The following is a 19,087-nucleotide window of genomic DNA, read 5'->3' as shown; positions in this document are numbered from 1 at the left end:
CGGTTTTGCATTTTATTGGATACAAAGTTTAAGAAGGCGAGGCAGAGATGGACAAGTTTTGGCTCAAGTCGTACGAGGCAGGGGTGGCATTGGAAATCGACCCGACGCAGTATCGTTCCCTGACCCATTTGCTGGAAGAATCCTTCCGCAAGTACGCCGGCCAGAAGGCCTTCGCCTGCATGGACAAGGCCATTACCTACGGCGAGTTGGACCGGTTGTCGCAGCAGATGGCGGCCTTCCTGCAAAGCCGCGGCCTGCAGCAGGGCGCGCGGGTGGCGATCATGCTGCCGAACGTGCTGCAATACCCGATTGCCATGGCGGCCGCCCTGCGCGGCGGCTACACCATCGTCAACGTGAATCCGCTGTACACGCCGCGCGAGCTGCAGCACCAGCTGAACGACTCCGGCGCCGAAGCGCTGGTCGTGCTGGAAAACTTCGCCCATACCGTGGAGCAGGCGATCGCCGGCACCCAGGTAAAGCACGTGGTGGTCGGCACCATGGGCGACATGCTCGGCGGTATCAAGGGTACGATCGTCAACTTCGTGGTGCGCAAGGTCAAGAAGATGGTGCCGGCCTGGTCGCTGCCCGGCCATGTCCCGTTCAAGAAAGCCCTGGCCGACGGCGCGCGCCGTACCTTCAAGCCAGTGAAGCTGGGCCACGAGGACATCGCCTTCCTGCAGTATACCGGCGGCACCACCGGCGTCTCGAAGGGCGCCGTGCTGCTGCACAAGAACGTGCTGGCCAACGTGCTGCAAAACGAAGCCTGGTTCGGTCCTTCGCTGGGCAAGGCCCCGGCCGGCAAGCAGCTTGAATTCATGTGCGCGCTGCCGCTGTACCACATCTATGCGCTCACCGTCTGTGCCCTGCTGGGCATGCGCCTGGGCGGCATGAACGTCCTGATCCCGAACCCGCGCGACATGGACGGCTTCATCAAGGAGCTCGGCAAGTACAAGATCAACGTCTTCCCGGCCGTGAACACCCTGTACAACGGTCTGGTCAACCAGCCGGCATTCGCCAGCCTGGACCACTCGACTTACCTGGTCTGCCCTGGCGGCGGCATGGCGGTGCAGCAGGCCGTGGCCGATAAATGGCTGAAGATCACCGGCACGCCGATCGTCGAGGGTTACGGCCTGTCCGAGACCTCGCCGGTGGTCACCGCCAACCGCTGCGACATCACCGCCTTCACCGGCACCATCGGCCTGCCGCTGCCGTCGACCGAAGTGCAGATCCTCGACGAAGCGAACAAGCCGGTGCCCTTCGGCCAGTCCGGCGAGATCGCGGTGCGCGGCCCGCAGGTGATGGCTGGCTACTGGAAGCGCGACGACGAAACGGCGAAGGTGATGACGCCGGACGGCTTCCTGAAGACCGGCGACATCGGCATCATGGACGAGAAGGGTTACACGCGCATCGTCGACCGCAAGAAGGACATGATCATCGTCTCGGGCTTCAACGTGTACCCGAACGAAGTCGAGAACGTGGTGGCCTCGCACCCGGGCGTGCTGGAAGTGGCCTGCGTCGGCGTGCCGGACCAGCACTCGGGCGAAGCCGTGAAACTGTACGTGGTGAAGAAGGACCCGAAGCTGACCGCCGAAGAGCTGCTGGCCTTCTGCAAGGAAGAGCTGACCGGCTACAAGCGCCCGCGCCACGTGGAATTCCGCGAGACGCTGCCGAAGACGAACGTGGGCAAGATCCTGCGGCGCGAGTTGCGGGATGAGAAGCAGACGGCTTGAGGTTCGGGCTTTGAATGAGAAACCGGCATTGCGATGCCGGTTTTTTTATGTGTTCAAGTGGCGAGGTGATGGTGCTTTTCGTAGGGTGGGCACCCCGTGCCCACGCGGAACGGTGATCATTGTTGGCGCTGATTTTATCGATGACGCGGCTTCTTGCCGGCGTCTCTCAAAGCATCCCGTTAGCGCCTCGGGCCGCAGTCAGCGTCTCGGAGCGAGTCATCACGGCCATGGACCAGGGATGAACACGTAACCGCGTGGGCACTTCGGTATCGAGGCCCCCGGCCTCAATACCCCCACCGTACGGTCATGGCCGCAGGCCCCAATATGCCTTATCGGCCGGCTTTTTGCGCTGCTTCGCGCAGCACCTCGTGCACGCGGTCCAGGTCCGCCGGCTTGGTGAGATGCGCATCGAACCCCGCCTCGCTCGACCGCTGGCGGTCCTCGTGTGCGCCCCATCCCGTCAGCGCGACCAGTGTGGCGCGGTCCATGCCGTCGATGCGGCGCAGGGCCTGGGCGACTTCGAAGCCGCTGCGGTCGGGCAGGCCGATGTCGAGGAAGACGGCGTCCGGGCGGAAGCTGGCGGCGCGCGCCAGGGCCGCGCTGCCGTCGTAGGCCACCGCCACCGCGTGGCCGCTCATCCCCAGCACCGCCTGCAGCATCTCGGCGGCGTCGGCGTTGTCGTCGACCACCAGGATGCGCAGGCCGACGCCTACCGGCTGCGGTTCCGCAGGCGCTGCGCCGGCGCCGGCATCCGGCGTGTCTTCCACCTGCACCGCCTCGTACGGCAGGATCACCGTGAAACGGCTGCCTGCGCCCAGCCCCGCACTATAGGCCGTGACCCGACCGCCGTGCAGTTCGACCAGGCGCCGCACCAGGTTCAGGCCCACGCCCAGGCCGCCCTGGGCCATGGTGGCGTGTTCCTGCACCTGGGCGTACATGTCGAAGATCGCCGACAGCATGCCGGCTTCGATGCCGATGCCGCTGTCGGTCACGCCGATCCGCACTTCGCCACCTTCGAGCACCGCATCGATGTCGATCTGCCCGCCGCGTGGCGTGTACTTGGCGGCGTTGTTCAGGAGGTTGCTCAGCACCTGGGCAATGCGGTGGCGGTCGACGTACAGCGGCAGCGGCGCCGGCGGCAGGTGCAGCGCCAGGCGGTGGCCGCCGCCGCTCACCAGTGGCATGCTCATTTCCACCGCGTCCTGCACCACCTCGTCGAGCCGCACGGCGCTGCGGCGCAGCTCGACCTTGCCCTCGGACAGGCGCGCCATGTCGAGCAGGTCGTCGACCAGGTGCACCATGTGGTCGACCTGGCGCTTGATCATGCCCTGCACGTCGCCGGCCTGGGCTACCGCCGGGTTCACCCGCATCAGTTCCAGGCCGGTGCGGATCGGCGCCAGCGGGTTGCGCAGCTCGTGCGCCAGCGTGAACAGGAATTCGCTCTGCATGCGGTTGCGCTCGGACAGTTCCGAGGCCAGGCGCTGCAGCTCCTGCTGGGCGTTCTTGTGGCGGCTGATGTCGAGGGTGACGCCGTCGAAGCGCAGCGGCTGGCCATGCTCGTTCATGTCGCACCAGCCGATCGAGCGCAGCCAGCGTGCTTCGTCCGCATCGGGCGCAGTGCCGGCAACGTCGGCAGCGTCGGAACCCGGCACATGGCGGAACTCGAGGTCGAGCGCGCTGCCTTCGCGCATCGAGCGCGCGATGCCCGCCGCCACGCGCGCGCGGTCCGAGGGCGCCACCGCCGCCAGCAGGGCGTCCACGGGAACGTCGCGCCTCCCGTCCAGCCCCAGGTGCGCCGCCATCTGCTCGTTCAGGCGGAATTCGTCGAAAGGCGCATCGGCATACCAGACGCCGATGTCGCCGGCGCGCGCCACCTGTTCCAGGCGCCGCTGCAGCAGGGTGCGGGCGTGGATGTCGGTGACGGTGCCAACATAGCCGTTCGGCCGGCCCTGCTCGTCGCTGCGCGGAGTGCCGGCATCGATGAACCAGCGGTAGCTGCCGTCGCGGTGGCGCAGGCGGTAGTCTATGTGGAAGGGTTCGCGCCGCGCATTCGCGTCCAGGAAGGTCGTGCGCGTGCGTTCCAGGTCGTCGGGGTGGATGTTCTCGAACCAGCCCATGCCCTGGTCCTGTTCCCAGGTGCGGCCCGTGTATTCGGACCAACGCCGGCTCAGGTAGGTGCACTGGCCGTCGTCGTCGGTGGTCCACAGCATCACCGGCGCCAGGTCGACCAGCGAGCGGAAGTAGGATTCGCGCATGCCCAGCACCTGCAACTGCAGCTTGCGCTCGCGGCCGAGTTCCACCTGGCGCTGCACGCGCGCCAGCAGCTCGGTGGCGGCGAACGGCTTGACCAGGTAGTCGTCGGCGCCGGCGCGCAGGCCTTCGACCTTGGCTTCCTCACCGGCGCGCGCCGACAGCAGCATCACCGGCAGGTGGCGCAGGGCCGGCGCGGCGCGGATCTTCGCGATCAGGCCGAAGCCGTCGAGCCTGGGCATCATCACGTCGCTCAGCAGCAGGTCGGGCGTATCGGCCTGCAGCGCCGCGAACGCGGCCTCGCCGTCGGCGCAGACGCGCACCTCGGCATGCGGCGCCAGCAGCGACTTCAGGTAGGTGCGCATGTCGTTGTTGTCGTCGGCGATCAGGATGCGCGGCAGGGCGGCGGCCGGCAGCAGCGCCGAGCCCGCGGCCGGGCGCGCGCTGGCCGGCGCATCCTCGTCGGGCAGCCAGCGCAGCGCTTCCTCGACAAAGGCGGCGCCCATGCGCTGCGCACCCGCACCCGCACCCGCAGCGGCGGCATCGGCCACCTCGCCGGCGGCGATGCGCTCTTCCGGCAGGTGGGCGTGGCCGAACGGGATGTCGACGTCGAAGCGCGTGCCTTCGCCCAGCACGCTGTGCACGGCGATGTGGCCGCCATGCAGGCGCACCAGTTCCTGAATCAGCGCCAGGCCGATGCCGGTGCCTTCAAAGGTGCGCCCTGGCGTACCCTCGATGCGGTGGAAGCGCTCGAACACGCGCGGCAGTTCCGCTTCCGGAATGCCGCTGCCGCTATCCTGCACGCTCAGGCGCACCATGCCAGCGTGTTCGCGCAGCGTCACGCGCACGCCGCCGGTCAAGGTGAACTTGAAAGCGTTCGAGAGCAGGTTGAAGACGATCTTTTCCCACATGTCGCGGTCGACCCAGACCGGCTGGCCCGGGTCCTGCAGGTCGACCTCGTAGTCCAGGCCGCCTTTGGCCATGGCCGATTCGAACACGCCGGCCAGGTCGGCCGTCAGGCGCGCCAGGTCGGTCGGCACATAGGTCGCCTGCACGCGGCCGGCCTCGATGCGTGAAAAATCGAGCAGCGAATTCACCAGCTTCAGCAGGCGCAGCGCATTGCGGTGGGTGACGTCGATGCGGCGCCGCTGGGCCGGCGCCAACGGTTCCTCGGTATCGGCCAGCGCATCGTCGAGCGGGCCCAGGATCAGGGTCAGCGGGGTGCGGAATTCGTGCGAGACGTTCGAGAAGAAGGCGGTCTTGGCGCGGTCGATCTGGGCCAGCTCCTCGGCGCGGCGCTGCTCCTTTTCGTAGGCGGCGACGTTACCGACCGCGGTGCTGATGGCCGCGCCCAGGGCCTCGTAGAAGTGCAGGTAGTCGGCGTCGAGGGCGCGCGCCACGCTCACGCCGGCCACCGCGAAGCCGAACAGGGCTTCCTGGCCGGGCAGGGTGATCGGCAGCACCATCGCCGAACCCGGCGGCTGCGGATAGGGGCCGCATGCCCCGTCGCCGAAGCGCGGCGCCAGGCCGTCGACCCGCTGCGCCTTGCCTTCGGCGGCAGTCAGGGCGAAGGGCCAGAGGGCGTCGTCCAGCGCCGCCGCTTCCGGCGCCAGCGCGGCGTGGCCATCCATGCCCGCCTGGCAGCGCAGCAGCAGCTTGCCGGTGTCGGGATCGATCCCGTACAGCAGCAGGAAGGGCAGGTCCAGCGTCATGTGCGGCAGCTGGGCCGTGACGCCGCGCGCGACGTCGGCGACCGTGCGCGCGTCGCCGATGTCCAGGCTGAGGTCGCGCAGGGCCTGGGTGCGGCGCGCGTTCAGCACCGTGGCGGTGGCCTCCGAAATCGGGTGGAAGATGCCGCCCACCTCGCCCGACTCATCGCGGATCGGCGAGAACGAGAAGGTCATGAAGGCTTCTTCCAGGTAGCCGTAGCGGTCGAGGAACATGCGCTGGTCGCGGATGTAGGTGCCCTCGCCCTGGTGCGCGCGCTCGAAGGCGTCGCCCACCACCGGCAGCGCGCTGGCCCAGACTTCCTTGAAGGCGCCGCCCATCGACTGCGGGTGCAGGTCGCCGCAGATCGGGCGGTAGGCGTCGTTGTAGATCTGGATGTCGCTTGGCCCCCAGGCAAGCAGGATCGGGAAGGTCGAGGACAGGCACAGGCTGACCGAGGTGCGCAGGCTTTGCGGCCAGGTGGCCGGCGGGCCGAGCGGCGTCTTGGTCCAGTCCATGCTGCGGATCAGGGCGCCCATCTCGCCGCCGCCCGTGAGCCATCCCAGGTCGTCGTTGGGCGCGGGCTGGGTGTGAGGGGAGTCTGGCATGGTATGGGGCTTTACGGACGGCGGTGGACCGGTCATTCTAAGCGAAATAGGCCCGGTTACTTGTTACCATTAAACTTTTTGTCCATGCCGTACGGCCGGGTTTTTCAGGCGCCGCCGCTCCGGCGGACGGCCGGCGCGCCATCGTCGACGGCGAACGCGGCCAGCATCGACTGCCTGGATGCGGGGTCGCGCACCTCGTCCAGCGCCATGAAGCGCGCCTGCGCCGCCTTCGGTGTGATCTCCAGCAGCATGTAGCCGCGGCGGTCGCTGCGCCCGTACAGGATGTGCGGATTGCGCTCCACGTTTTCCTGGGTGCGCGCCTGCGGACGCGAGCTCGAGGTAATCGAGGTGCCGCAGAATTCGGCGGCGATCACCGGATTGGCCTTCGAGACCGGCCGCCCGAAGTCGCGCCGCAGTTCGGCGGCATAAAAGGTGTGGACGTCGCCCGACAGCACCAGCGGATTGCGCGCGCCGCTCTTCGCGATGGACGCCAATAAGCGCCGCCGCGCCGCCGGATAACCGTCCCAGCCATCTGTCCAGAAGCGGCCGTCGCCTGGCGCTTGCACCGGCACGCCGCTCGACTGCGCCACCAGCGTCTGCTGGGCCAGGATGTTCCAGCGCGCCTTCGACGACGACAAACCCTGGGCCAGCCAGGCTTCCTGCTCGCCGCCGAGCATGGTGCGCTTCGGATCGCGTAGCTCGGCGCAGGCGCGCGCCAGCACAACGTTCGAGCCGCCGCGGCCGGGTTTCGAGCAGGCGAGCGGGGAACGGTGGCGGCGGTCGTCGAGCACGTGGAAGCGCGCCAGGCGTCCCCAGTCGTAGCGCTGGTGCATGCGCAGGAAGCCGAAGCCGTTTTTTGGAACCGGCAGGCGCAGCGGCATGTGTTCGTAGAAGGCCTGGTAGGCGGCGGCGCGCCGCTTGGCGAAATCGGCGGACAGGCGTTCGTCGACGTCGCCCGCGTAGTCGTTGGCCACCTCGTGGTCGTCCCAGGTCACGATCCAGGGTGCGGCGCGGTGCGCGGCCTGCAGATCCGGGTCGCTTTTATATTGCGCATAGCGCGCGCGGTACTGGGCCAGGGTGAACGATTCGTCGACCCGCACCGCGCGCGGCGGATGGCGCAGCTGGTAGGGACCCCATTCGTAGATGTAGTCGCCGAGGAAAGCCACGAGGTCGGGCGCGGCCTGGGCAATGTGGCGGTGCGCCGCGTAATGGCCGAACTCCCAGTGCTGGCAGGAGGCCACCGCCAGCTTGAGCATGGCCGGCATGGCGTTTGGCGCCGGCGCGGTACGGGTGCGGCCGACGGGACTGACCGCGTCGCCCAGCATGAAGCGGTACCAGTAGGGGCGGTCCGGCTGCAGGCCGGTGGCGTCGACATGCACGCTGTGCGCCAGCGCCGGGGCGGCGACCGCGCTGCCTTTGGCCACGACCTTGCGGAAGGCCTCGTCCTCGGCCACTTCCCAGCGCACCGTGAGGGCGAGCGGCGGCGTCGATGCCGCGTCCAGGGGATCGTGCAGGATGCGTGTCCACAGGATCACCGCATCCGGCAGCGGCGAACCCGAGGCGACGCCGAGACTGAAGGGATAAGCGGGGCCGGCTGCGCTGGCGCTGGCGGCGAAGCCGAGGCTGGCCGAGGCTGCCGTGCTTGCGGCAGTGAAGCGCGCCGCGTCCAGCAGGAAAGCGCGGCGCAGTCCTTCCATTACTGCTGGTGATGGATCAGCGATTCGAGCGGCGGCAGCTGGCGCGGCTTGCGGTCCGGGCCGGTGGCCACGTAGGTCAGGGTCGCTTCCGTCACCTTGACGATGTTCGATTGCAGGCGGTTGCGCTCGGCATAGACCTCGACGTACACGGTGATCGAGGTGTTGCCGACCTTGACGATATCGGCGTAGAACGACAGCAGGTCGCCGACGAAGACCGGGTTCTTGAACAGGAAGGAGTTGACGGCAATGGTGGCCACGCGGCCATTCGCGCGGCGGGTGGCCGGCAGCGAGCCGGCGATGTCGACCTGGGCCATGATCCAGCCGCCGAACACATCGCCATAGATGTTGGCGTCGGGGGCACCCGGCATCACCCGCAGCTGCGGAATCTTCCCTTCCGGCAGGCGGTTGGTCGGGGTGTCGTCTTTTTCTGGCGTGGTCATCGTGAATTCTCGTGAAAAGCTACAATCGACCCGAATTGAACCACAAATCCCGGACCCCTGTCATGCGACGCTCCTCTGCTTCATCCCTTCCACCGCCCGAGAACAAGGACCGGCAGCGCACCGACTGGGCCACGCTGCGCACCCTGTTCCCCTACCTCTGGGTCTACAAATGGCGCGTGATTGCCGCCCTCGGCGCGCTGATCGGCGCCAAGATGGCGAACGTCGGCGTGCCGCTGGTGCTGAAGAAACTCATCGACCAGCTGGCCATCGACCCGGCCCATCCACAGGCCCTGCTGGTGCTGCCGGTCGGCGCGCTGATCGCCTATGGCGCGCTGCGTTTGTCCACCACGGTGTTCACCGAGCTGCGCGAATTCCTGTTCGCGCGCGTGACCCAGCGCGCGGTGCGCACCATCGCCCTGAAAGTGTTCCGGCACCTGCATGCGCTGTCGCTGCGGTTTCACTTGAACCGCCAGACCGGCGGCATGACGCGCGATATCGAGCGCGGCACGCGCGGCGTGAACTCCCTGATTTCCTACTCGCTGTTCAACGTGCTGCCGACCCTGGTCGAGATCACGCTGGTGCTGGGCTACCTGGCCTTCAACTACGACATCTGGTTCACCGTGATCACGGCCGGCGCGCTGGCCACCTACATCACCTTTACGGTCGTGGTGACGGAATGGCGCACCCACTTCCGCCGCACCATGAACGAGCTCGATTCAAAGGCGAACACCAAGGCCATCGACTCGCTGATCAATTACGAGACGGTGAAGTACTTCGGCAACGAGGATTACGAGGCGAAGCGCTACGACGCCGGCCTGCAGCATTACGAGAACGCGGCGGTGCGCTCGCAGACTTCGCTGTCGGTCTTGAACACGGGGCAGTCGCTGATCATCGCCACCGCCGTGACCCTGATCTTGTGGCGCGCCACCGAAGGCGTGATCGCCGGGACCATGTCGCTGGGCGACCTGGTGCTGGTGAACTCGTTCATGATCCAGCTGTACATCCCGCTGAACTTCCTGGGCGTGATCTACCGCGAGATCAAGCAGGCGCTGGCGGACATGGAGCGCCTGTTCGGGCTGCTGGACCAGAACCGCGAGGTGGCGGATGCGCCTGCGGCACAGGCACTGGTGACGAAAGGGGCGCACGTGGCGTTCTCGCACGTGGAATTCAGCTATGAATCCAAGCGGCAGATTTTGTTCGATGTGGACTTCGCGATTCCGGCCGGGACCACCACGGCGGTGGTGGGGCACAGCGGCTCGGGCAAGTCGACCTTGTCGCGGCTGCTGTTCCGCTTCTATGACGTTAACAAGGGATCGATCAGCATCGACGGGCAGGATATCCGCAACGTGACCCAGCAGTCGCTGCGCTCGTCGATCGGCATCGTGCCGCAGGATACGGTGCTGTTCAACGACACCATCGAGTACAACATCGCGTATGGGCGGCCGGGGGCGAGCCATGCGGACATCGTGGCGGCGGCGCGCGCGGCGTCGATCCACGAGTTCATCGAGAGTTTGCCGGACGGGTATGCCACCATGGTCGGCGAGCGCGGGCTGAAGCTGTCGGGCGGGGAGAAGCAGCGGGTGGCGATTGCGCGCACCTTGCTGAAGAACCCGGCGATTTTGATTTTCGACGAGGCCACGTCGGCGCTGGATTCGAAGTCGGAGCAGGCGATCCAGGCGCAGCTGAAGGAGATTGCGAAGAACCGGACCACGCTGGTGATTGCGCACCGGTTGTCGACGATCGCGGATGCGCAGCAGATTATCGTGCTCGATCATGGGCGGATCGTGGAGCGCGGGACGCACGGCAGTTTGCTGGCGGCGCGCGGTTTGTATGCGCAGATGTGGGAGCGCCAGCTGGCGCGTCCGGATGAGGAGTTGGCGTCGCCGCCGTTGGAGTTGCAGCAGGAGGAGTGAGGTTGGTCGTGTCCCGTGCGGGGGGACGTGGCGCTGTTGCGTGAGGCGGTATCGGTTCGCATGATCCGCGTGGGCACAAGTGCCCACCCTACGGTTACCGTTATCGGCGAGTTCATGCAAAAACCATCACCGATACAGCGGATCATACGAAACGCGGATACGTAACGTCTCCCGTAGGTGGGCACTCGTGCCCACGCGGATTCAACCCACCAATAACAGGGCAGGCAACAGCCCCATTACCTCCTGCACACCGCCTTAATACGTCCCGAACATCTTCTGGATGTCTTTCGTATTCGTGGTCTTGGTCAACGCCAGCATCAACAAGATGCGTGCCTTCTGCGGCGACAGATTATCCCCCGCCACGAAGTCCAGCTCATCGTCATTCGCCTCGCCATTCCTCGCCACGATCCCCTGCCCAACCCGGCTCGAACGCACGATGATCACCCCCTTCTTGCGTGCAGCCGACAGCGCAGGACGCACCTTGGCCGGCAGCGAGCCATTGCCCACGCCCGCATGCACCAGCCCCTTGGCGCCCGAGGCCACCAGCGCCTCCACCGCCACCGGCCCCACGTTCGCATGCGCATACGCGATCTCCACCTGCGGCAGCGCCGACAGGCTGCTCACGTCGAACTCGGTCTCCACCGTGTGCTTGCGCGCCGGCGCGCGGTAGAAGTAAGGCTTGCCGCCCTGGATATAACCCAGCATGCCCAGGTCGGTGGCCTTGAAGGTATCGGCAGTCGTGGTATTCGTCTTGGTGACGTCGCGCGCCGACTGGATCTGGTCGTTCATCGCCACCAGCACGCCGCGCCCGACCGCTTCCTGCGAACCTGCCAGGATCACCGCGTTGTACAGATTGATCGGGCCATCCGCCGACAGGGCAGTGGACGGACGCATCGACCCGACCACCACCACCGGCTTCCTGCTCTTGACGACCAGGTTCAGGAAATAGGCCGTCTCTTCCAGCGTATCGGTACCGTGGGTGATGACGATGCCGTCGACGTTGGCCTGCGCCAGCAGGGTGTTCACGCGCTTGGCGAGAAGCAGCCAGTGCTCGTTGCCCATGTTCTCGCTGGCGATCTGGAACACCTGCTCGCCGGTGACATTCGCCACCTTGGTGATTTCCGGGACCGCCCCGATCAGCGCCCTTATGCCCACGGTGGCGGCGGTGTAGCCGACGGTGGTGGTGCTGGTGGCGCCGGTGCCGGCGATCGTGCCGCCGGTGGCGAGGATGGTCACGTTCGGCAGCTTGGCAGCAGCCTGGGTCTGGGCCTGGGCCGCCAGGGCGACACAGAACAGGAAGCCGAACAGCGCGGCGGCCGAACGGGAATAACGTTGGAACAGCATGGCACTTCTCCTTACTAAAAAAACCTGGCGCCGCGAACCCGATTACAGGTTCTTGTAAACGACGCCTTCCTTCATCACGAACTTCACCTGCTCGAGCAGCTTGATGTCGCGCAGCGGATCGCCGTCCACCGCCACGATGTCGCCCGCGAAGCCCGGCTCCAGCATCCCCAGGCGTTTCGGCTGGTCGAGCAGGGTGGCGGCGTGGATGGTGGCGGCGCGGATGGCGTCGATCGGCGTCATGCCGGCTTCCACCATGTAGCCGAATTCCTTGGCGTTCTCGCCGTGCGGGAACACGCCGGCGTCGGTGCCGAAGGCGATCTTCACGCCGGCTTTGTAGGCGCGGGCAAAGGTCGCCTGCAGCTGCGGGCCGATGGCGGCGGCCTTTGGGCGCACCAGGGCCGAATAGTAGTTCGGGTCTTTCGCCTTGTCGGCCACGTAGCGGCCGGCCGAGATGGTCGGCACGTACCAGCCGCCGGTCTTCTTGAACAGGGCCACGCTGTCGTCGTCCATCAGGGTGCCGTGCTCGATCGAGTCGACGCCGGCGCGCAGGGCGCGCTTCAGGCCCTCGGCGCCGTGGGCATGGGCCGCCACGCGAAAGCCATAGTCCTTCGCCGTGCTGACGATGGCCTTCAGTTCGTCCTCGGTGTACTGCGAATTCTGGCCGCTGGCGGCCTGGCTCAGCACGCCGCCGGTGGCGGTGATCTTGATCAGGTCCGCGCCTTCCTTGTAGCGCTCGCGCACGGCCTGGCGGCCTTCGTCGGGGCTGTTGATCACGCCCTCGGCAGGACCCGGCGTGCCGATCGCGTGGCTGAGGAAGTGCGAGAGGTTGTTGGTCGGGTCGGCATGGCCGCCGGCGGTGGCGATCGATTTACCGGCCGTGAACATGCGCGGGCCGGGAATCGCGCCGGCCGCGATCGCGCGTTTCAGCGACACGTTCAGGGCCTGCTCGGCGCCCAGGTCGCGCACGGTGGTGAAGCCGGCCATCAGGGTGCGCTCGGCATACTTCACCGAGCGGAAGGCCAGGTCGGCCGGGTCGGCGGTCAGGCGGTCGCGATAGGCGTCGACCACGGGCTGGGTTTCGCCCGTGAGGTGCACGTGCATGTCGATCAGGCCCGGCAGGCAGGATTTGGCCGACAAATCGATGCGGCCCGGGACGGGTGTGGAAGCCATCGGCCCTACCGACTTCACGGTCCCGTCCTCGATCACGATGCTGACGCGCTCGCGCCAGGTGCCGCTTTTCACGTCGAGCAAACGGCCGCAGTCGACCGTCTGGGTGGCGGCGTGGGCGCCGTTCAGGGAAAGCAGCAAACCCGCTGCGACCAGCTGTTTCATGTTGTCTCCTCGATTGCTCTTCTTATGAAAAAAGGCCTCCCATTGCTGGAAGGCCCCGGTGTCTCTTATTCCACGGTCAGCGTAGCGGCGATGTGGCAACGTCCTTGTGCGGCACGGGCTCCTCGAGGTCCCCCTCCCATTTCGCCACCACGGCGGTGGCGATGCCGTTGCCGATCACGTTGGTGGCCGAACGCGCCATGTCCAGGAAGTGGTCGATGCCCAAGAGGAGCAGCAGGCCGGCTTCCGGAATGTTGAACTGGGCCAGCGTCGCGGCGATCACCACCAGCGAGGCGCGCGGCACGCCGGCCATGCCTTTCGAGGTGAGCATCAGCACCAGCATCATCATGATCTGGGTCGAGAGCGGAATCTCGATGCCGTAGGCCTGGGCGATGAACACCGCGGCGAAGGTGCAGTACATCATCGAGCCGTCGAGGTTGAACGAGTAGCCGATCGGCAGGACGAAGGCGGCCAGGCGGTTCTTGACGCCGAACTTCTCCAGGCCTTCCAGGGTTTTCGGGAAGGCCGCTTCCGACGAGGCGCAGGTGAAGGCCAGGATGGTCGGTTCCTTCAGCAGGCCGATCAGGCGCAGCACGCGCGGGCCGAGGAAGACCATGCCGATGCCGATCAGGATCACCCACAGCAGGATGATGCCGAGGTAGAACTCGGCCATGAAGATGCCGTAGGTGGACAGCACGCCCAGGCCGCTCTTGGCGATCACGCCGGCCACCGCCGCGAACACGGCGATCGGCGCGAAGTTCATCACGTAGCCGGTGACCTTCAGCATGATGTGGGCGATGCCGTCGACGGCGTCGATCAGCGGCGTGGCGCGTGCGCCGACGGCGGCGGCGGCGGTGCCGAAGAAGATCGAGAACACGACGATCTGCAGGATCTCGTTCTTGGCCATGCCGTCGACGATCGAGGCCGGGATCAGGTGGGTGATGAATTCCTTCATCGTCAGGCCGGTGGTGACGATGTCGGTCTTCGCGTCCACCGGCGGCGCCATGCCGGCCAGGTGCATCGCGTCGCCCGGACGGAACAAGTTCACCAGCACCAGGCCCAGCGACAGCGAGATGACCGAAGCAATCACGAACCAGCCCAGCGCCTTGACGCCGATGCGGCCGACTTCCTTCGCATCGCCCATCTTGGCGATGCCCACCACCAGGGTCGAGAAGACCAGCGGCGCAATGATCATCTTGATCAGCCGCAGGAACATGGTCGTCAGCAGCGACAGCGTGTCGGCAAAGCCCTTCGGGTCCGCCATGGTCGTGTTGGCGATGTAGCCAACGACGATGCCGAGCACGAGGCCGATCAGGATATAAGTGGTAAGGCGGTTTCGATTATTCATGTGCGTCCTGTGGTCGGCCTGCGTTCTATCCCGCCTGCGCCGGGATTCGTGGTCCTGGCACCGGCGAAGCTGGGGCAAAATGGGGTGGTTCTGCGTGCGAACGGAATACGTTCTGATTATCCTGGCAAGTTCCGCAGTATCCTAGGCACTGTTAGTGCTGTCAAGCACGCCCAAGAGCATGAATCTACCGTTGTAAACATGTTCGAAATCGGGAAGGGCGGGTAGTAGTGGAGCGAAAATCTATCCACGCGAGACCGTTCACGGATCATCGCTTATAGATAATCATCCTCGCGCTGATGGCGCACGGCGAGGATCGTCACCGTTTCCTTGTCGTCGATCTTGAACAAGGCCACATAGCCCGCGCTACCGAAAGGGATGACGAGCTCGCGAAGGAAAGGATTGTCCGCATCCGCCTTTCTGCAGGTGAAGGGAAACTCTTTCAGTACCTCAGTACCTTTCGCGATCGTGTCGCGCGCCCGCCGGGCAGACTGCAGGCTGTGCCGCAGCTGATATGCATACAGCTGCTGCAGGTCTTCCCGCGCCGCCCTGGTGTAGCGGACCTTGAAGCTCATTCTTGTGCTCTCACCGCGTCTTCGAGCATGACGTCCAGCTCGCGCAAGACATCGTCGGCATCGAAATATTCACCCGTACGCTCGGCTTCTGCCGCCGACGCCAGGCCACGCGCAATGAATTCCTGCTGGGCTTTCCTGTGCTGGATATTCCGGCGCAAGGACTGCTCGACGAAACTCGACAGGCTTTCTCCTTCCTGGAGAACGTTTTCAGCTGCCAACCGTAGTTCCGGTTTGACACGTAACGAAGGAATGGTCGAGGTTTTCATGTGCGTCTCCGTGCATTGCAATTGCGATGCAGTCTCGCACAGGTGGCATCAGGACGCAAGCGCGCTCTGCATCCTTCATACAGGTAAAATACCGCCGTCCGCATTCCGAGAGCCGCCATGTCCACCATCGAGATCCCGCAATCCATCACCATCACCCGCCCTGACGACTGGCACCTGCACCTGCGCGACGGCGCGGCGCTGGCCAGCGTGCTGCCGCATACCGCGCGCCAGTTCGCGCGCGCGATCGTGATGCCGAACCTGAAGCCGCCGGTCACCACCGCCGCCGACGCGCTGGCCTACCGCGACCGCATCCTGGCCGCGCTGCCTGAAGGTGTACAGTTCGAGCCGCTGATGACGCTCTACCTGACCGACAACACCGACCCGGACGAGATCCGCCGCGCCCAGGACACCGGTTTCATCCACGCCGTGAAGCTCTATCCGGCAGGCGCCACCACGAATTCGGCCGCCGGCGTGACCGACCTGAAGAAGTGCTACAAGACCCTGGAAGTGATGCAGGAAGTCGGCATGCCGCTGCTGGTGCACGGCGAGGTGACCGACCACGACATCGATTTGTTCGACCGCGAGGCCGTGTTCATCGAGCGCGTGATGCGTCCGCTGCGCCGCGACCTGCCGGCCCTGAACATCGTCTTCGAGCACATCACCACCAAGGATGCGGCCCAGTACGTGGCCGAGGCCGAAGGCCCGATCGCGGCGACCATCACCGCCCACCACCTGCTGTACAACCGCAACGAGATCTTCCGCGGCGGCATCCGTCCTCACTATTACTGCCTGCCGGTGCTGAAACGCGAAGAACACCGCCTGGCGCTGGTGACTGCCGCCACCAGCGGCGACGAACGCTTCTTCCTCGGTACCGACTCGGCGCCGCACGCCATCGGCGCCAAGGAATCGAGCTGCGGCTGCGCCGGCTGCTACACCGCGCTGCACGCGATGGAGCTGTACACGCAGGCCTTTGCCGACGCCGGCGCGCTCGACAAGCTGGAAGCATTCGCCAGCTTCAACGGCCCGGCCTTCTACGGCCTGCCGCGTAACGAAGGCAGCATCACCCTGGTACGCGAGAACTGGACCATTCCGAACACGGTGCCGATGGGCGACGACCGCCTGGTGCCGCTGAACGCCGGCGAGGACATCGGCTGGAAGATGGTCCAGGCTTGAGCATGCTGGCGCAGATCGACTGGTCCCACCCCTGGTACGACAGCGTCCGCCCCGCCTTCGAGCGCCTCGGCCTCGAAGGCGACGATTTGTCGGCGGGCTTCGGCGCCGCCTTCAACCGCAACGCGGCCAGCCTCGCCCTGCGCAACCACCGCGATCTGCCGATCACCTTCGTGCCGCAGGAATCGCTGCCCGAAGGGACGGCCTACGAGGAATTCATCAGCGCCACCGGCGGCGTGCCCACGCGCGACAACCTGCACGACTTCTTCAATGGCCTGGTGTGGCAGACCTTCCCCCTGATCAAACGCCAGCTGAACGCCTTGCAGGCGGCGCAGATCGCGGCGGCCGGCGGGGTGGGGCAGTCGCGCGGGCCGGCGCGCGACGCCGCCACCATCTTCGACGAGAACGCGGCCCTGCTGGTGGTGCGCGTATCGAACGCGGGCCGCGCGCTGGTCGACGAACTGCGCGCCCACTGCTGGGATGCGGCGCTGTTCGAGAAGCGCGCCATGTTCGGCCGCGATGCCCAGGTCTGGCTGTTCGGCCACGCGCTGATGGAAAAGCTGGTGGCGCCGCGCAAGGCGATCACGGCGCATACGCGCGTGGTGTTCGCCGACGATGCGTACTTTGCCTTGCCGCCCGATGAACAGCGCGCCTGGATCGACGCCCGCGTGGCGTTCGAGCTGGCGAGCGAACCCCTGGCCACCTCCAGCTTCACGCCGCTGCCGGTGCTCGGCGTGCCCGGCTGGTGGCCGGGGCAGGACGCCGCCTTCTATGCCGACACCGGCGTGTTCCGCCCGAAACGGAGAACCTGAATGAACACACAAGTGCGCTGGGGCATCCTCGGCACCGGCAAGATCGCACGCGCATTCGCCACCGCACTGGCCGACCTGCCCGATGCCGTGCTTGCCGGCGTGGCCTCGCGCAGCCAGGACAAGGCCGACGCCTTTGCCGCTCAATTCAATGCCGCTGCCGCCTATGCTTCCTACGAGGCGCTGGCCGCGGCCGGCGACATCGACCTGGTCTACATCGCCACGCCGCATCCCCAGCACGCGGCGAACGCGCTGCTGGTGCTCAATAACGGCAAGGGCGCGCTGGTCGAAAAGGCGTTCACCGTGAATGCACGCGAGGCCGGGCAGGTGGTCGCACTGGCGCGGGAAAAGAAGCTGTTCCTGATGGAGGCGATGTGGACGCGCTTCCTGCCGGCGCTGGCGGAGGTCAAGCGCATCATTGCCGCGGGCGAGATCGGCGAGGTGAGCCAGGTGGTGGCCGACTTCGGCTTTCGCGCCAGCTTCGGTCCCGAGCACCGCGTGTTCAATCCGGCGCTGGGCGGCGGCGCGCTGCTCGACCTGGGCATCTATCCGCTGTCGATCGCGGCCAGCCTGCTCGGGCCGGTGCGCGCCGTGCATGCGCAGGCGCAGATCGGCCCCACCGGCGTCGACGTCCAGACCGGCTTCACGCTACGGCACGAGGGCGGCGGCATGTCGGTGTGCAGCTGCTCGTTTTTGGCGCGCACGCCGGGCGAACTGACCGTGTCCGGCACGCGCGGCCACGTGCGCATGAACACCATGTTCCACCGCGCCCGCTCGGTGACGGTGGCGCTGGAAGACGGCAGCACGCGCACGGTCGACACGCCTTATCTCGGCAACGGCTATGTGCACGAGGCGATGGAGGCGCAGCGCTGTTTCCGCGCCGGCCTGCTTGAAAGCCCCGGCATGACGCACGAGGAGACGCTGGCCCTGATGCGCGTGATGGACGAGATCCGGCGCCAGGTCGGCGTCCGCTACGACGCCGACCGGCTGGCGTAAGCGCGCCACGCCGGGCGGCGTATGCATGTTGACAAGCTGTGCGGCGCATCGAATACTGGATCGTTTATTCGATGTGCTCTCAACCCGGAGTTCAACATGCATACCCTTCGCGCCGCCATCCTCGCCGCACTCCTGCTGCCGCTTGCTGCCTTTGCCGATCCCGTCCCCGCCGACAAGCAGGCCTACGTCGGCGACTGGCAGGGCAAGGACATGCGCCTTCAGCTGAACAAGGAGGGCAAGGTCAAGTACAAGCGCGACCGGCCGGGCAAGAAGCTCGACCTGAGCCTGGACCTGCAAGGCTTCGATGGCGATAACTTCGACGTCGGCTTTGCATTGGTGCGCTCGACCTTCGTGGTCAGCAAGCCGCCGCACCGCGAGGGCGACAAGTGGAAGATGACGGTGGATGGGGTCGAGTTGACCCGTGTCGACGCCGCAGCTTCGGCAAGCGGCCAATGAAGCTGGGCGCCATCGCCCCGATCCTGCGCATCTTCGACGAAACCAAGGCGCGCGAATTCTATGTCGGCTTCCTGGGTTTCCAGGTCGACTGGGAGCACCGCTTCGAGCCTGGCTTGCCGCTCTACGTGCAGGTCTCGCGCGGTGGCTGCGTGCTGCACCTGAGCGAGCACCATGGCGACTGCTGCCCCGGCGCGGCGATGCGTATCGAGGTTGACGATATCGACGCCCTGCATGCGGAGCTGGCGAACAAGGACTACGCGTATGCGCGGCCGGGAATCGATGCGATGCCCTGGGGCACGCGGGATATGTCGGTGAAGGACCCGTTCGGGAACCGGTTGACGTTCACGACGGCGATCAGCACATAGCAGCGTCCGACCGCCGCCCGGATTTTCATACGTTCCATACCGCGTGGACATAGGTGTCCACCCTACGAACCCGCTTTGTAGGGTGGA

Annotated in this window: 15 protein-coding genes; 7 read left to right on the top strand and 8 right to left on the bottom strand. The window is 66.3% G+C overall.

Annotated elements, in window-relative coordinates; all coding sequences use genetic code 11:
• The first annotated feature begins 47 nt into the window (after positions 1-47).
• Complete coding sequence (locus ACWYRN_RS07015) at positions 48-1,730, top strand: long-chain-fatty-acid--CoA ligase (protein ID WP_488691755.1); 1,683 nt, start codon at positions 48-50, stop codon at positions 1,728-1,730.
• A gap of 329 nt (positions 1,731-2,059) precedes the next feature.
• On the opposite strand, the gene ACWYRN_RS07010 is transcribed toward ACWYRN_RS07015, so the two are convergent.
• The 3 genes from ACWYRN_RS07010 to ACWYRN_RS07000 form a co-directional block, all read right to left on the bottom strand.
• Positions 2,060-6,295 carry an ATP-binding protein gene (locus tag ACWYRN_RS07010; RefSeq protein WP_488691754.1) on the bottom strand — a complete coding sequence of 1,412 codons (4,236 nt, stop codon included), beginning with the start codon at positions 6,293-6,295 and terminating at the stop codon, positions 2,060-2,062.
• 104 nt (positions 6,296-6,399) lie between these two features.
• Positions 6,400-7,992, bottom strand: coding sequence for an alkaline phosphatase D family protein (locus ACWYRN_RS07005; protein ID WP_488691753.1), 1,593 nt, complete (start codon positions 7,990-7,992; stop codon positions 6,400-6,402).
• Positions 7,992-8,432: an acyl-CoA thioesterase gene (locus ACWYRN_RS07000; RefSeq protein WP_229439912.1), complete on the bottom strand. Its 441-nt coding sequence runs from the start codon at positions 8,430-8,432 to the stop codon at positions 7,992-7,994. The genes ACWYRN_RS07005 and ACWYRN_RS07000 overlap by 1 nt, the downstream gene beginning before the upstream one ends.
• Before the next feature lie 62 nt (positions 8,433-8,494).
• On the opposite strand from ACWYRN_RS07000, the gene ACWYRN_RS06995 reads away from it, so the two are divergent.
• Positions 8,495-10,345, top strand: coding sequence for an ABCB family ABC transporter ATP-binding protein/permease (locus ACWYRN_RS06995; RefSeq protein ID WP_488691752.1), 1,851 nt, complete (start codon positions 8,495-8,497; stop codon positions 10,343-10,345).
• Between the two features lie 255 nt (positions 10,346-10,600).
• Here ACWYRN_RS06995 and ACWYRN_RS06990 read toward each other — a convergent pair whose 3' ends face one another.
• From ACWYRN_RS06990 to ACWYRN_RS06970, 5 genes are all read right to left on the bottom strand, one after another.
• Entirely contained in the window at positions 10,601-11,689 is a 1,089-nt protein-coding gene (locus ACWYRN_RS06990; RefSeq protein WP_488691751.1) for a type II asparaginase, read from the bottom strand.
• Between the two features lie 42 nt (positions 11,690-11,731).
• A complete protein-coding gene (locus ACWYRN_RS06985) occupies positions 11,732-13,021 on the bottom strand; it encodes a metal-dependent hydrolase family protein (protein ID WP_488691750.1) in 1,290 nt (429 codons plus the stop codon).
• A 76-nt stretch (positions 13,022-13,097) separates the two neighbouring features.
• Positions 13,098-14,366 (bottom strand): dicarboxylate/amino acid:cation symporter, encoded by a 1,269-nt coding sequence (locus ACWYRN_RS06980; protein WP_488691749.1) that lies wholly within the window; start codon positions 14,364-14,366, stop codon positions 13,098-13,100.
• 272 nt (positions 14,367-14,638) lie between these two features.
• Positions 14,639-14,938 carry a type II toxin-antitoxin system RelE/ParE family toxin gene (locus tag ACWYRN_RS06975; protein WP_488691748.1) on the bottom strand — a complete coding sequence of 100 codons (300 nt, stop codon included), beginning with the start codon at positions 14,936-14,938 and terminating at the stop codon, positions 14,639-14,641.
• Entirely contained in the window at positions 14,935-15,204 is a 270-nt protein-coding gene (locus ACWYRN_RS06970; protein WP_488691747.1) for a YlcI/YnfO family protein, read from the bottom strand. The genes ACWYRN_RS06975 and ACWYRN_RS06970 overlap by 4 nt, the downstream gene beginning before the upstream one ends.
• Before the next feature lie 117 nt (positions 15,205-15,321).
• On the opposite strand from ACWYRN_RS06970, the gene pyrC reads away from it, so the two are divergent.
• The 5 genes from pyrC (at position 15,322) to ACWYRN_RS06945 (ending at position 19,000) form a co-directional block, all read left to right on the top strand.
• Positions 15,322-16,377, top strand: a complete 1,056-nt coding sequence (gene pyrC / locus ACWYRN_RS06965) for a dihydroorotase (RefSeq protein WP_229439918.1) — start codon at positions 15,322-15,324, stop codon at positions 16,375-16,377.
• Positions 16,378-16,379: 2 nt separating this feature from the next.
• Positions 16,380-17,186, top strand: a complete 807-nt coding sequence (locus ACWYRN_RS06960) for a DUF3025 domain-containing protein (RefSeq protein ID WP_488691746.1) — start codon at positions 16,380-16,382, stop codon at positions 17,184-17,186.
• The gene (locus ACWYRN_RS06955; protein ID WP_488691745.1) at positions 17,187-18,179 is read left to right on the top strand and encodes a Gfo/Idh/MocA family protein; all 993 of its coding nucleotides are present in this window, start codon (positions 17,187-17,189) and stop codon (positions 18,177-18,179) included.
• Between the two features lie 96 nt (positions 18,180-18,275).
• On the top strand, positions 18,276-18,635 hold the full coding sequence (locus tag ACWYRN_RS06950; RefSeq protein WP_488691744.1) for a hypothetical protein: 360 nt from the start codon (positions 18,276-18,278) through the stop codon (positions 18,633-18,635).
• On the top strand, positions 18,632-19,000 hold the full coding sequence (locus ACWYRN_RS06945; RefSeq protein ID WP_488691743.1) for a glyoxalase superfamily protein: 369 nt from the start codon (positions 18,632-18,634) through the stop codon (positions 18,998-19,000). Before ACWYRN_RS06950 ends, ACWYRN_RS06945 begins: the two co-directional genes overlap by 4 nt.
• Positions 19,001-19,087 lie beyond the last annotated feature (87 nt).

The sequence above is a fragment of the Massilia sp. BAP21 genome, assembly GCF_057801335.1.
The sequence above is the reverse complement of the archived record's forward strand: the minus strand, read 5'-3'. Positions and strand labels throughout refer to the sequence as shown.

Coding starts and splice junctions, on each gene's coding strand:
- ACWYRN_RS07015 (WP_488691755.1), top strand. CDS start 48: ATGGACAAGTTTTGGCTCAAGTCGTACGAGGCAGGGGTGGCATTGGAA.
- ACWYRN_RS07010 (WP_488691754.1), bottom strand. CDS start 6,295: ATGCCAGACTCCCCTCACACCCAGCCCGCGCCCAACGACGACCTGGGA.
- ACWYRN_RS07005 (WP_488691753.1), bottom strand. CDS start 7,992: ATGGAAGGACTGCGCCGCGCTTTCCTGCTGGACGCGGCGCGCTTCACT.
- ACWYRN_RS07000 (WP_229439912.1), bottom strand. CDS start 8,432: ATGACCACGCCAGAAAAAGACGACACCCCGACCAACCGCCTGCCGGAA.
- ACWYRN_RS06995 (WP_488691752.1), top strand. CDS start 8,495: ATGCGACGCTCCTCTGCTTCATCCCTTCCACCGCCCGAGAACAAGGAC.
- ACWYRN_RS06990 (WP_488691751.1), bottom strand. CDS start 11,689: ATGCTGTTCCAACGTTATTCCCGTTCGGCCGCCGCGCTGTTCGGCTTC.
- ACWYRN_RS06985 (WP_488691750.1), bottom strand. CDS start 13,021: ATGAAACAGCTGGTCGCAGCGGGTTTGCTGCTTTCCCTGAACGGCGCC.
- ACWYRN_RS06980 (WP_488691749.1), bottom strand. CDS start 14,366: ATGAATAATCGAAACCGCCTTACCACTTATATCCTGATCGGCCTCGTG.
- ACWYRN_RS06975 (WP_488691748.1), bottom strand. CDS start 14,938: ATGAGCTTCAAGGTCCGCTACACCAGGGCGGCGCGGGAAGACCTGCAG.
- ACWYRN_RS06970 (WP_488691747.1), bottom strand. CDS start 15,204: ATGAAAACCTCGACCATTCCTTCGTTACGTGTCAAACCGGAACTACGG.
- pyrC (WP_229439918.1), top strand. CDS start 15,322: ATGTCCACCATCGAGATCCCGCAATCCATCACCATCACCCGCCCTGAC.
- ACWYRN_RS06960 (WP_488691746.1), top strand. CDS start 16,380: ATGCTGGCGCAGATCGACTGGTCCCACCCCTGGTACGACAGCGTCCGC.
- ACWYRN_RS06955 (WP_488691745.1), top strand. CDS start 17,187: ATGAACACACAAGTGCGCTGGGGCATCCTCGGCACCGGCAAGATCGCA.
- ACWYRN_RS06950 (WP_488691744.1), top strand. CDS start 18,276: ATGCATACCCTTCGCGCCGCCATCCTCGCCGCACTCCTGCTGCCGCTT.
- ACWYRN_RS06945 (WP_488691743.1), top strand. CDS start 18,632: ATGAAGCTGGGCGCCATCGCCCCGATCCTGCGCATCTTCGACGAAACC.